Consider the following 13,568-nt stretch of genomic DNA (forward strand, 5'->3'; position numbering starts at 1 on the left):
ATTTCCGAATGAGGTATTCTTAGTGGTTGGGTTAGGCAAGCGGAAGGGGACCAATGGCTGAGATCAAAGCGCTGCTCGAGAAACTCCGGATCGACGACGTGAATGCGGGCGCAAGTTCCGGCCACGACCAGTGGTATCGCAATGGTGACGAGACTGGGCGCGTGGTCTCCATCAACCCTTCGACGGGGGAGCCACTGGGGAGCGTGTCACTGGCCTCAGCCGCCACGTGCGACCGCGTGGTGGCCGCGTCGGCCGAGGCGTTTCGCAGTTGGCGTGAGGTGCCGGCGCCTAAACGCGGAGAACTCGTCAGGGATCTCGGTAACGCGTTGCGTGACATGAAAGAACCCCTGGGCGATCTGGTCAGCCTCGAGATGGGGAAGATCCGCGGCGAGGGTCACGGTGAAGTGCAGGAGATGATCGACATCTGCGATTTCGCGGTCGGTCTCTCACGGCAACTGTATGGACTCACGATGGCCTCAGAACGTCCGGGGCACCGGATGATGGAGCAGTGGCATCCCCTGGGCCCGGTGGGAGTCATCTCGGCGTTTAATTTCCCGGTCGCGGTGTGGGCCTGGAACGCAGCGCTGGCCGCAGTCTGCGGAGACACCGTGATTTGGAAGCCGGCCGAGCCGGCGCCCCTGTGCGGCGTGGCGGTGCAGCACATCGCGAATCGCGTGATGGCCGACCATGGCGTATCCGGGATTTTTTCGCTCGTCGTCGGCCAGGGCAGTCTCGTGGGTGAGCGCCTGGTGCGCGATGCGCGTGTGCCGCTGATTTCTTTCACCGGCTCAACGGCCGTCGGTCGTCACGTCGCCGAGGCGGTGGCCGGACGATTCGGGCGGAGCATTCTTGAACTGGGCGGCAACAACGCCATCATCGTGGCCGAAGATGCCGACCTGGCCCTCGCCACGCGGGCCATTGTGTTCGGCGCTGTGGGCACTGCGGGACAGCGCTGCACTTCAACGCGCCGCATCCTGGTGCAGAAGGGCATCGCCGACGAGTTGGTCAACCGGTTGGTGGCCGCGTATGCCCAGGTGCCGATTGGTGACGCGCTGGCGCCGGGCACGCTGATGGGGCCGCTCGTCAACATGCCGGCGGTCGATCAGATGTTTGAAGCCATCGAGAGCGCAAAAGCGCAGGGCGGCCAGGTGGTCTGCGGGGCCACGCGGCGTCTTGACCTGGGGCCGTTCTTCGTGGAGCCCACCATCATCCGGATGCCGGCACAAACGGCGATCGTCAAGCAGGAGACGTTCGCGCCCATTCTGTACGTCATGGAGTACGACCAGTTCTCCGACGCGTTGACGATGCACAACGATGTGCCTCAGGGGCTGTCGAGCGCGATCTTCACCGAGAGCATGCGGCGGGCGGAAGAGTTCCTGTCGGCCCGCGGGTCGGACTGCGGGATCGCGAACGTCAACATCGGCACGTCGGGCGCCGAAATCGGCGGCGCCTTTGGCGGCGAAAAGGAAACCGGCGGTGGCCGCGAGTCAGGCTCGGACGCGTGGAAGGCTTACATGCGCCGGCAGACCAACACCGTCAACTGGTCCGACCATCTGCCGCTCGCGCAGGGCATTACATTCGGCTAAGGGGTGATGTAAGCCCGCGTAATGGCGAAAATGCATTTCGTAGCGCGGCGTGGGTCTCAACGCCGCGATCCACGGCGGCCTTGAAACCCAGGCCGCCCTACGAGGACGGTCCGCATTTCGCTATTTCGGACATTTCGGTCATTTCGCCATTAACACGGCGGCCACGCGCTCCAACGCAGCCGTGACCGCCGCTTCCGTCGCGGTAGTCGGCCGCGCGTCGGCCTGCTGCAGTGTAGCGAGCAGGCCCGCGAGCGGCGAAGCGGCCGCGTTCAGCGCCTGGAGCCGCTCCGCCGAGGCTCCCGAACGGGCCGCCTCAATCTTCCGGAGCGCGTCGTCGACGGCCTTTGACAATTTGAACTGCAGCGTCAGGTCGGCGATCGGGGTGCGCACGCGCGGGTCGAGGCGCACCTGCACCGGCTGGCGAAACGTCTCGCCACCAACGGTGAGCCGCACCTGGTACTGGCCCGGCAGCGGCCAGATGCCCTGCGGCGTCTTCGGCGTATTTCGCAGAATTGCCGCGATGGGGTAACTGAAGCCGGACACCGCGGGCGGGGCGTAGCGGACATCCCACACGAATCGATGCAGCCCAGGTGTGGCGGGCAGTTTCTGCGCCGGCCGAATCCAGTAGTCGGGCAGGTTCGGCGCGTTCACCGGTGGCTCGTCAGGATCCGTGCTCGAGTAGCGGCGGATCACCGTGCCATCGACATTCGTGATTTCCAGCGTGACCGGTCCCTGCACATTCGGCCCAAGGAAGTAACTGATGGTGACGCCATCGGGCGGATTCGGCATGGCGGGCTCGTCGGGCGGCAGTGGTGTATCGGTGTTCTTGTTCCACCTGAACCGCCACGCCACGGGAGGCCGGAAGAGATAGGCGTTGGTTTGCAGGATGGCCGGCGTGATCTGTCGCAGCGGCGTGATGTCGTCAAGGATCCAGAACCCACGGCCATGTGTGCCCACCACCAGGTCATCGTCTTTGATGACCAGATCGCGAATGGAGGTGGCCGGCATGTTCAGCCGCAACGACTGCCAGGAGTCGCCGTCGTCAAACGATACCGACACATTCAGTTCGCTGGCCGCGAACAGCAGGCCTCGTCGCGCGCGATCTTCCTTCACGGCGTTGATCGTGGCTCCGTTGGGCAGCCCCTTCGTGATGTTGGTCCAGGTCTTTCCGCCATCGCGCGTGCGATAGATCCGGGGCCGCAGGTCGTCGAGCCGCAGCGTATTGATCGCCGCGTATGCCGTGTTCACATCGAAGTGTGACGCTTCGATGATTGATACTTTCTCCCACGCCTTCAGGTCGGGCGGCGTGACATCAACCCAGGTCTTGCCCCCGGTGCGCGTCACATGAATCAAGCCGTCGTCGGTGCCGACCCAGATCGTGTTGATGTCTACATAGGACGGGCCGATGGTGTAGATGACGCCGCGCTGTGTTGGGCGCGCATTCGGCCGATCGCGATAGGCTCCGACACTCGCCGGAACATCCCAGGTGGGTCGCGTCAGGTCTCCGCTGATTTGTGTCCAGTCGCGGCCGCCGTTGACGGTTTTCCACAACGTGTTGGACGCGAAATACAGGGTCCGTGGGTCGAGCGGCGAGAAGAGGATCGGCGCGGTGCGGAGTGTCCGATAGTCGGCGTCGCGCGGCGGGCTGACGTTCTGCACCTGCCCGGTTCGCCGATCGTACCGCGTGACTTTGCCGCCGTACACGATGTCGGGGTCCAGCGGATCGGGCGCCACGTAGCCGTATTCCTCCACCGCCACCGGATGCCATTCGCGGAACGTGATCTGGCCGTCGTCGCCGCGGCTCTGCACGCAGGCGGAACCGCTCTCCTGCTGGCCGCCGCACACGCGATACGGAAACGCGTTGTCCGTATTGACGTGGTAGAACTGCGCGGTGGACTGGTTGTACCAGGAACTCCAGGTGCTGCCGCCGTTGAGTGTCACGATGGCGCCCTGGTCGGCTGTCATCAGCATGACGTCGGGCATGGTCGGGTGAATCCACATCCGCTGATAGTCATCGCCACCGGGCGCGCCGCGCCATGCAGTGAACGTGCGACCACCATCCACCGACTTCCAGGCGACGATCGTCGGCACGTACACAATGTCGGGGTTGGTCGGGTGCACGCGCACGTCTGCGGCGTCCGCTGGCCTCGCCACAACGCGTGAGTCGGTGTTCGACCGCGTCCAGGTCTCACCCGCATCGTCGGACCTGAAGATGCCGCCGTTGCGTCCTGCGTCAACGGCCGCGTAGAGGCGGCGCGGATCACTGGGCGCGACGGTCACGCCGATGCGGCCCAGGCCGTCGGCAAACGACGGCAGGCCCTGCGTGAGCGGCCGCCAGGTGGTGCCGCCATCCACAGACTTGAACAGCCCGCTGCCGGGCCCGGTCCACACGCCGTTTTCCCAGGGCCCCTGGCGTGTCTCCCACATCACCGCGTAGATCGTGTTCGGGTCCGCCGGATCCATGGCGATGTCGATGCCGCCGGTATTTTCGTCCTTGTAGAGCACACGTTCGAACGATGTGCCGCCGTTGGTCGAACGATAGATGCCCCGCTCGGTGTTGGGACCGTACGGATGACCCAGCACGGCCACAAACAGCCGGTTCGGATTTTTCGGATCCACCACGATCTGCGGAATCTGCTGACCGTCCCGCAAGCCCAGGTGTGTCCACGTGCGGCCCGCGTCTGTGGACTTGTACATCCCGTCGCCGGTGGACAGGTCCGGCCGCGGCATGCCTTCGCCGCTGCCGACATAGATGATGTTTGGATCGGACTCGGCCACCGCGATGGCGCCGATGGAGCCGGTGGGCTGGTCGTCGAAGATCGGATTCCAGGTACGGCCGGCATCGTTGGTTTTCCACACACCGCCGTTGACCACGCCGACATAAAACGTGTGCGGCTGCGAGGGCACACCAGCCGCGGCTTTTGTTCGGCTGCCGCGCTGTGGCCCAATGTTGCGCCAGGTCATGGCTTTGAAGAGCCCGGGTTCGAAGGTGACGGTTGCTTGCGAAGCGGCACGGACTGGCGACGAACCCGCGAGCCACACCGCCAGTGCGCCAATCCCTAAAGTGGTGATCACGAAACGAATACGCATGCGCCGATTGTGGATCAGGAGGCGTGGCATCGGCCCTGAAATTCAGGCCGAGCTGCGTACGGAAACGCCTTGAGCCGGTACGTAGCTCGGGCTGTTTCTCAAGCCCGAGGCCTCGCGTCAGCGGCGCCGGACCAGAGGCTGGACGTCGAACGGAAACGACGGGCAGAGGCGGAGGTGCTGACCTGGCGTGGCGGTCAGGAGCCGCGCCGTTCCCGTGCCGGTCGCGCCGCCGAGCGACACCGGGAGAACGAGGGGTGCCCCAGGCGTTCTCCACGCTTCGATTCGGCTGACAAAACGTGAGGGCGGCGGCTGCGTGTAGGGCGGCAACCCATAGGTGCGGAGCTCGTCCCCCAGGTCGCGCACGTCGTCTGGGCGCGTGAGATCAAACGTTCGTCCGTGAAAGCCCCGGGTGGCCGCTGGTGGCCAGTCCAACGGCAGCATCGACAGTGCCATAGCCGCCGGCAGCAGAATCACCACTGGCCCACGTGACAGTTCATCCCCTGCGACGAGCGCCAGTTGAGTGTGACCGTCAAGTTGCGGCAGGGGCGACGGCCGCTCGGTCAGTGTGGGGGTGCACGCGTGCGCCTGGCGTACCTCGGCAAGGCCGGTCGCGCCATCGCGACCTACATGCATGAGTTCGAGGCCCAGATGCTGGAGCACCCGCTGAGATCGCGGCAATGCAAAGACGCGGCCCGCAGCCATCCCGGCGGCGACGGCCGCGCTGTCACGCGCCACAATGTGCAGGCGGTCGGCTGACCGTAACCTGCCGGGCAGCGCGCGCAACAACAGGTCGGTGGCGGCGTCTTCCTCCACCAGGGCGGCGCCCCGGGGCATCTCTCCCACGAGTGTGCCCATCGCGGACGTCGTCAAGCGCTCATGCCCATCGGGCATCCGGCCCTTCGGATCGCGCGTGGTGACGTGCAGCATCTGTAGCACCACGAGCGTCAGTGAAAGTGCGACGGCACCCACCCTTCCGCCGGTGGTGTGGCGCACCGCCTCCCACACGTCACGCAGACCTGTGGCGGCGAGCAGCCAGAACGCAACCACAAACGCGGCCATCGTCCCAGGTTGCGGCGTGGGCTCGATGATCGCGCCTGAGAACGACGCCACGGCCAGGGCCATCAATGACCAGCCGATGCCCGGTGCCAGGCGCGACATCGAGAGCAGCCCCAGCATCGCGAGCGCACCTGTCAGTGGACTCTGGGCCACAACATCCGCGAGAGCCCAGGTCGCACCCCCTATCGCGGTCACGCCGCGCGCTGGCAGAACGCAGGACATTTCACGCGGCACCACCATCTGCATGAGGAGCGCGCCGGCCACCACGGCGCCCATCGTCACGACCACCCGGGTGAGCCGCAATGCCGAGGGCGCCGAGGTGCGATGTCGCCACGCCAGCCACGCCCCGACAAGCGCTGCAGGCAGGGTGAGGGGAGGCGCGGTGGCCGCGAGCGTGGCCAGGAGCGCCACGGCAACCACGAGCGCGGCCGGCTCGTGACGCCGCGCATTCGCGCGAAGGACACACGCCCATGCCGCGATGACGGCCAGCACCTGCGCGGCCTGCGAAGGCGCCAGCGCCACAGCAAACACCGGCGAGACCGATGCCGCCACGGTGATGGCCAGCGTGACGCCGACCGCTGCGGTGATGCGGTAGACCGCGCGCGCGAGGCACAGCAACGCGAGGACGAGCACCGCAGCGTTGGCCATCGCCAGCATCGAGCCCAGCGCGGCGTCGCGCCAGGTGCGAGCCGCGACGATCGCGATCAGGTCGAAGAGGTTGGCACAGGTGCTGGGATCGGCCAGTGTGACCGGCTGCCGAAGCACCAGCAGGCTTCCGATGCCTGCCGCGATCGAGACGGCGGACCAGCCTGCGAGGGAACTTCGCACGACCGCGGCATGTTAGCATGCGCCCAACGATGCGCTCGCTCCTCCGCGCGCCAGAACTTCGCGCCGCGCTTGTCGTGAGCTGGCTTCTTGTCATCGCGCGAAGCCTGGTGTTCGTGGTCTACGAACATGCGCACTTCGACTCCGACCAGGCCATCGTCGGCCTGATGGCCAAACACCTGAGCGAAGGGCGCGCGTTTCCACTGTTCTTCTACGGGCAGTCCTACATGCTTGGCGTCGAAGCCTGGTGGGCGGTGCCGTTTTTCTGGGTGGCCGGCGCCACCGTCGCCGCGTTGCGCGCGTCGATCGTCGCGACGAATCTCGCGGTTGTGACGATGGTTATCATGGGCCTCCATCGGTGCGGTCTTCGTCCGTTCCATGCGCTGGTGCCCGCCTTGTTTCTGGTGTTTCCGCCTCCCGACACGGCAGCCTTCCTGGTGGAAGCCCAGGGTGGAAACATTGAGCCGTTCCTGTGGATTCTGTTGCTGTGGTTTGTGCGCGAACGGCCCTTCTGGCTGGGGTCCCTTCTCGCCGTTGGATTCCTGAATCGCGAATTTGTGTTGTACGCCGTCCCGGTCCTGCTGGCCGGCCAGGCCTGGTCGGGCACGCTTTTGAAGAGCGGCAGCATCCGCGCGTGGTTGTTCGCATTGGTCGCCTTCCTCGCGGTCTGGCAGGGCATACGCGCACTGGAACCACTTTCGGATGTGATGGGGCCGGGCACACGTGGAGCTGCGGCCATGGCGGCGCGCGGGTCGCAGATCGAGAACCTCTCGCAGCGCCTGCAGGTGGATGTGTGGGGGCTTCCCGCCAGGGCCTGGACGATCGTCACGAGAGATGTCGCCGGACTTCTGGGTGGCCGTTCCCTGGTTGACGCCGTCGCGCCGCAGGGCCGCGGCTGGTTTGGGTATGTCCTGGCGATCGCGCTGCTCGCTGCGATCGCACGTGTCGGTGTCCTGGCCGCACGGTCTCGGTCCACCCTTCACGCGATGTCGTTCGGGTGGTACGTATTGGGCCTGGGCGTGATGGCCGTACTGGCGTATTCGGCAACACGGCCTGCAGAAGATGTGGTTCGCCGGTATTTGTTGCTCGCTCTGCTGATGCCCGTGGGGCTGTCGGCGGTGTGGCTCATGCTGGAACCCCGGCGGCTCGTCCGGGCTGCTGTGATGACGTTCGTACTGGGGTGGGCGTTGCTGGCGGGTATCGACAACTGGCGCCAGTTCGATCGATACGCCTCCGGCCGGGTGCCTGATCCGATGCGGGAACTGGTGGTCGCGCTGGACGCCAGGGGGATTACGATCGCCGAAGCGCCATACTGGCGCGCGTACAAGCTGTCCTTTCTCAGTGAAGAGCGCATCACGGTGGCCTCCACGGATGTGATCCGGATTACCGAGTACCAACGGCGCGCGGAAGCCGCAGGCGACCGAGTGGTGCGTATCCGCGAGGAGCCGTGCGCGGGAGGGACGCAGGTGGGCGGGTGGTATTTGTGCCCTCATGGGCAATGAGCCAATGCATTTCGTAGCGCGGCGTGGGGCTCAACGCCGCGGAGCTTTGGCGGCCTTGAGACCCAGGCCGCCCTACGAGGGGAGGCAATGAGGTGACGACGATGAAACGACTGATTGCAGCAGTGTTGCTTGCCGTGGCGGTGCCGGTCGTCCAGGGGCAGGCGCCCTCGGCGGCTGACTTTGTCAGTGCGCCGTATCCCCATGATCTGGTGTCGGCCCGTCGGGTTGATCGACTGGCATGGATCACCTACGACGAAGGCAAACGCAACGTCTTCACTGCCGTCGCGCCTGCTTTCACCCCCGTGCGCCTGACGTCGTTCATGAATGACGATGGCGTGGATGTCACGAATCTGAGTGTGTCGGCTGACGGATCAGTTGCGGTCTTCGTGCGCGGCCACGATCAGAATCGCGACGGGTGGGTGGCCAATCCCGCCAGCAATCCCGACGGCACCGAGCGCGCGATCTGGGCCGTTCGTACGAATGGCGCCGGCCCGGCGATGCGGCTGGCGGAATTGCCGTCGGGTGCCCCGGTGATTTCCCCGGATGGCCGGTTTGTCCTCTATGTGAAGGACGGACAGATCTATCGCATGCGCGTGTCGACGGCGCCGAGGCTGACGCCGATCGACAAAGGCGAGCAGCCGTTCATCAAAGCGTGGGGACAGAACAGCGGGCCGCGATGGTCACCCGACGGGAAGAAGATCGCGTTTGTCAGCAATCGCGTCGACCACGGTTACATCGGTGTTTATGACGTGGCGACCCGCGCGGTGTCGTATCTGGCGCCCGACGTGGATCGCGACAGCAGCCCGACCTGGTCGCACGACAGCGCTCGCATCGCATTCATCCGTCGGCCGGGCCTGGCCTTTGGGCAACAAGCGCACGAGGGGAGCGGCGGCGTGGGCAACCCCGCCGGGCCGGCATTCGCCAGACAAGGCGGCGCGGGTGGCCGTCAGGGCGGAGCAGGTCGGCAGGGAGGCGCGCCCGCCCCTGGCGTGTCGGTGGCTGAGGCCGGAGGAACTGTGCCAGGTCTGATGCGTGCCGAGTTCAAGGGAGGCGGCACGTTGTCGTTCTGGGTGGCGGATGTGGCGTCTGGACAGGGCAAGGAGTTCTGGCGCCAACCCGCCAACGACCGAGTGGTGACGAACGTCAACGGCATCGAGTGGGCCGGGGAACACGTGGTGTTCACCAGTGTCGTGCCGGGCGACGACTTCGATCGGTACTTCTCGGTGGCCGTGAACGGCTCAACGCCCAAGCCGGTGCTGCTGACCACCACAGACGGCATCATCGAGGATGCGGCATCGGTCAATCTGTCGCCCGACGGCAAGACGCTGTACTACGCCACCAATGCGGGTGACATCGATCACCGCGACGTGTGGGCCGTGCCCACGGCCGGTGGCGCGCCGCGGCAGGTGACCTCGGGCGATGCCATTGAGATGTACCCGGCGCCGCTCGCGTCAGGCCGTCAGGTGGCGCTGTTGTACGCCGAGGCCACTCGTCCCCAGTCCGTGGCGGTGGTGCCGGCGTACGGCGAAAAGGCGCGCGTGGTGTATCCGGTGCTCACGCCGCGCTTCCCGACAGCGGCACACGTGGTGCCCACCAACGTCACGCTCACGGCCGAGGACGGCGTGAAGTTCAACAACCAGTTGTTCATGCCGGCAGACATCAAACCTGGTGAGAAGCGGCCGGCGATGATCTTCGTCCATGGTGGCCCGCAGCGCCAGATGTTGCTCGGGTATCACTATCGCCACGTGTACCACATGTTCTATGGCATCAATCAGTGGCTGGCGAGCAAGGGCTACATCGTGCTGTCGGTGAACTATCGCAGCGGGGTGGGGTACGGCCGCGCATTTCGGCAGGCCCCGAATACAGGTGGGCGCGGCAACGCGGAATACCAGGATGTACTGGCGGCCGGCAAATATCTCCACGCGCGGCCCGATGTGGATACCTCACGCGTGGCCATCTGGGGCCTTTCGTACGGCGGCGTGTTGACCGGCCAGGCCCTGGCGCGCAACTCCGACCTGTTCGCCGCCGGCATTGACCTGGCCGGCGTGCATCTCTGGGGCAGCCTGCTCGATCCGGAGGCGGTGTCCTTCAAGTCATCGGTCATCGGTGCGATCGACGGATGGCGATCGCCGGTGCTGTTGTTCCACGGCGATGACGACCGCAACGTCGCGTTCACGCAAACGGGCGGACTGGTGCAACTGCTGCGTCAGCGCAACGTGGACTACGAGCTGGTGGTGTTCCCCGACGACGTGCACGATTCGCTGCTGCACCGGCGCTGGATCTACACCTTCGAACGGATGGAGCAGTTCCTGATGAAACACATTGGGCGCTGAGCACGCTGCATTGCAGATCACGCCGGATTACAGGAGGCTCAGAGGCACAGAGGGTAGGGCTGTGAGCAGTAGCCTGGCGTGAGGCCGGCGGCGCGATGGTGACACAGAGAAAACGACCTCTGAGGTAGTTTTTGTTCTCACCCCGAAAAACTACCTCAGAGGTCGTTTTCTCTGTGTCACCATCGCGCCACCGGGCCGCCACGCGGCGACCGGCGGGCAAGCCCGCCGGTCACGCCAGGCTGTGTCCTCCGTGTCTCCGCGTCTCCCTGTTGGTCCGTCGTGATCGTGAGGTACTGATGAAGTCGGCAATCGTTCTTGGTGCAGTAGTCGTGGCGGTGGTGGCAATAGCGGCGCAGGGGACATGGACGCCGCTGACCAGCGGCGTCAACGTGACGTTTCGGGGAGTCAGCGCCGTCAACGCGGAAGTCGCGTGGGCGAGTGGGTCGCGCGGCACGGTGATGCGCACGCTCGACGCCGGCGCGTCGTGGCAGAACGTGTCGCCACAGCCACCGCTCGCGCTGGATTTTCGTGACGTGGACGCCATCGATCGAATGACCGCCTATATCCTGAGCATCGGCAACGGTGACGCGTCGCGCATCCTCAAGACGACCGACGGTGGCTCCACATGGGTCACGCAGTTCACGAGCCCCGACGCTGATGCCTTCTTTGACGCCATGGCGTTCTGGGACAAGGACAACGGCATCGCCTTCAGCGACTCGGCCAACGGCCAGTTCCGGATCATCAGCACCGGCGACGGGGGCCGCACGTGGACGCGCCTTGGCGGGTTGCCCCCCGCGCTCGACAACGAGGGCGCGTTTGCCGCCAGCGGCACGAACGTCGCTGTCTGGGGCGACCGCCATGTGTGGATCGGCACCGGAGCCGCAGCGAAAGCGCGCGTGCTTCATTCCTCCGATCGCGGCAAGACGTGGACTGTGGCCGACACGCCGATTCCCGGCGGCACGTCGGCGGGTATCTACTCCATCGCGTTTCGCGACGCGCTTCACGGCATCGTGGTCGGCGGCGACTATGCGAAAGAGGACCTCGCCCTCGACAACGTGGCCGTGACCGACGACGGCGGGAAGACGTGGCGGCTGGCTCCGGGCGTGGGAGGTTTCCGTTCGGTAGTGACGTACGTGCCGGCGGCGAACGGTCTTGCACTGCTGGCCGTGGGGCCGTCAGGGTCGGACTGGTCCACCGATGATGGCCGGACGTGGACCGCCATCCCCACACCCGCGCGAGGCCTGCATACCTACAGCCACGCACGCAGCAGCGGTGTGGGATTCGCCGCCGGGGGGCGCGGCCAGCTCGCCCGCTTCGAGGTCCGATAGGCAGGCGCATGCTCGAGCGAAGCAAAAATATCCTGCTGGTGGTGGCGTCCGTTCTGACGGCGACACTGCTCGGCGAGGGCGCCTTGCGCCTGTCTGGACGCTATTTGCCGCCCGACAATCCACTGCGGCCGACTCAGCCGCAACTCTACGAGGCTGATCCCCATGTCGGGTATCGATTCCGGCGATCACACACCGTGACGTACCGCTCCGCGGGCAGCCCGGCGCCGATGGTGATTGCCTCCAACTCTGACGGCTTTCGCAGCACTCGTGAGTTTGATGAGCCTGACGCCCGCAGGCGCGTCCTGGTGCTTGGCGATTCATTTGTCTGCGGGTGGGGTGTACAGGTCAGCGACCGGCTGACCGAACAGCTCGAAGCGTTGGAGCCCGGCTGGCGGGTGGACAACATGGGCATGACCGGGTGGGGGATCGACCTGATGGTTCGCGCGCTGGAGCACCTCGGCCCGAAGGCCGATCCCGACGTGGTCGTGCTCGCCGTGTATACGGACGACTTTCGGAGGCTCCATCCGTATTTCGACGCTTCCGGCATTCCATTCGAGAAGTTTGAACGTGCCGGAGACGGTGTGGTCAGCGTGCCTTTTCCGTATCCGGGATTCTGGGGCCGGATGCGCCTTGTCCAGGCGGGCTATCAAGCGTGGTGGAAGGTGAACAGCAATCGCTTCGATCTGAATCGGGCATTGCTGAATCGGTACCTCGATGACGTGGCGCGCCTCGGGGCGGTGCCCGTCGTGGCCTTTTTTCCAGGCCGATCAGATACGCCGGAAGACAAGCGCCGACGAACCTTTCTCATGAACTGGGCGGCGACACGCCACGTGCTTTTCCGTGACCTGACCGCAGCGATTCACGGCGCGGGCATCGACAACGTCTATCTGGCTGGCGACTGGCACTGGAACCCAGCCGGCCATCGCATCGCTGCCCAGCAACTCCGCGAGCTCATCCGCGAAGCGCGCGACCAGTAGATCCCAGCTACTTGATCGTGGCCTTCTCGAGAATGGCTTCGTACGCATAACCGGCGCCGAAGTCCTTCTTGACGGCCAGCGTCCCGGATACGGTGACCACGTCACCAACCTTCGCGAGCGCATCGGTCGTCACCGTCAGGTCGTTCGTACCGTCCGAGGCCTTGCCGGACCCGTCCTGCAAGTGAAGCCAGTTGAACCCGAGAATCCCGTTGTTGACCTTGACGACCGTGCCGCGCACGATCACGGTCTTGCCCGACAGCGAATCGCGCTTCGCCCACGTGTCGGCAATGGAGAGTCCGCCCGCAGGCGCCGCGTTGGGCTGAACCGCGACCGCGGCCGCAGCCTGAGGCGCCGGAGACGCGGTGGCGACCCCGTGGCTGGCCATCGGCATCAGACCAGGCGCAGCGGCGGCGCCTGATGCGCCCTGCAGCGGCTGTCCGGCCCGCGCCACTTGTGTGACGAAGTAGATCAGCGGAAAGTCCCGGTTCAGCGTGGTGCTGTGGAAGTTTTCCATCGGCATTTCGAGCGGCGCGGTCACGCTCTCACCCTTGGTCACAGGGAATTCATTGGCGGCGATCCATACATCCTTCTGACCGGTCTGCAGGCGCATGTAGGTGTAGCCGCCCGAGTTCATCGTCTCGGCCACGGTGCCCGTGACGGTGCCGGGGGTGGCCGGCGCGGCCGGGGCCGGCGTCGAAGCCGCCTGCGTGCCGGCGGCGGTGGTCGCATTGCTGGCCTGTGGGGTCGAGCATGCGGCGAGTGCTGAGAACGCGACCAGCAGGGCGAGGGTCTGAACGGTGGCAGGCTTCATGTGCTCAGGGTATCAAGAACGGGTCGCTGCCGGGCAGTATTGCGCCGTCTTCGCAGAGAG

Annotated in this window: 8 protein-coding genes; 5 read left to right on the forward strand and 3 right to left on the reverse strand. The window is 65.7% G+C overall.

Translation table 11 applies throughout. The annotated features are described in order from the left end of the window. The first annotated feature begins 53 nt into the window (after window positions 1-53). Window positions 54-1,586 carry an aldehyde dehydrogenase family protein gene (locus tag IPL75_01675; GenBank protein ID MBK9238977.1) on the forward strand — a complete coding sequence of 511 codons (1,533 nt, stop codon included), beginning with the start codon at window positions 54-56 and terminating at the stop codon, window positions 1,584-1,586. Window positions 1,587-1,724: 138 nt separating this feature from the next. On the opposite strand, the gene IPL75_01680 is transcribed toward IPL75_01675, so the two are convergent. Together IPL75_01680 and IPL75_01685 are read right to left on the reverse strand one after the other, a co-directional pair. Further along, window positions 1,725-4,676, reverse strand: a complete 2,952-nt coding sequence (locus IPL75_01680) for a glycoside hydrolase (protein MBK9238978.1) — start codon at window positions 4,674-4,676, stop codon at window positions 1,725-1,727. 117 nt (window positions 4,677-4,793) lie between these two features. Continuing rightward, the gene (locus tag IPL75_01685; protein ID MBK9238979.1) at window positions 4,794-6,560 is read right to left on the reverse strand and encodes a hypothetical protein; all 1,767 of its coding nucleotides are present in this window, start codon (window positions 6,558-6,560) and stop codon (window positions 4,794-4,796) included. A gap of 29 nt (window positions 6,561-6,589) precedes the next feature. Between IPL75_01685 and IPL75_01690 the strand changes: the two genes are divergently transcribed. The 4 genes from IPL75_01690 (at window position 6,590) to IPL75_01705 (ending at window position 12,697) form a co-directional block, all read left to right on the forward strand. Beyond that, the gene (locus IPL75_01690) at window positions 6,590-8,059 is read left to right on the forward strand and encodes a hypothetical protein (protein MBK9238980.1); all 1,470 of its coding nucleotides are present in this window, start codon (window positions 6,590-6,592) and stop codon (window positions 8,057-8,059) included. Window positions 8,060-8,160: 101 nt separating this feature from the next. Next, window positions 8,161-10,392, forward strand: a complete 2,232-nt coding sequence (locus tag IPL75_01695; protein MBK9238981.1) for a S9 family peptidase — start codon at window positions 8,161-8,163, stop codon at window positions 10,390-10,392. A 296-nt stretch (window positions 10,393-10,688) separates the two neighbouring features. After that, window positions 10,689-11,720 (forward strand): oxidoreductase, encoded by a 1,032-nt coding sequence (locus tag IPL75_01700; GenBank protein MBK9238982.1) that lies wholly within the window; start codon window positions 10,689-10,691, stop codon window positions 11,718-11,720. A gap of 8 nt (window positions 11,721-11,728) precedes the next feature. Further along, window positions 11,729-12,697: an SGNH/GDSL hydrolase family protein gene (locus tag IPL75_01705; protein ID MBK9238983.1), complete on the forward strand. Its 969-nt coding sequence runs from the start codon at window positions 11,729-11,731 to the stop codon at window positions 12,695-12,697. Window positions 12,698-12,704: 7 nt separating this feature from the next. On the opposite strand, the gene IPL75_01710 is transcribed toward IPL75_01705, so the two are convergent. Beyond that, window positions 12,705-13,508 (reverse strand): DNA-binding protein, encoded by an 804-nt coding sequence (locus IPL75_01710; protein MBK9238984.1) that lies wholly within the window; start codon window positions 13,506-13,508, stop codon window positions 12,705-12,707. Between the last annotated feature and the right edge of the window lie 60 nt (window positions 13,509-13,568).

This window comes from Acidobacteriota bacterium (assembly GCA_016716905.1).
Classification (GTDB): Bacteria; Acidobacteriota; Vicinamibacteria; order Vicinamibacterales; family SCN-69-37; genus SYFT01.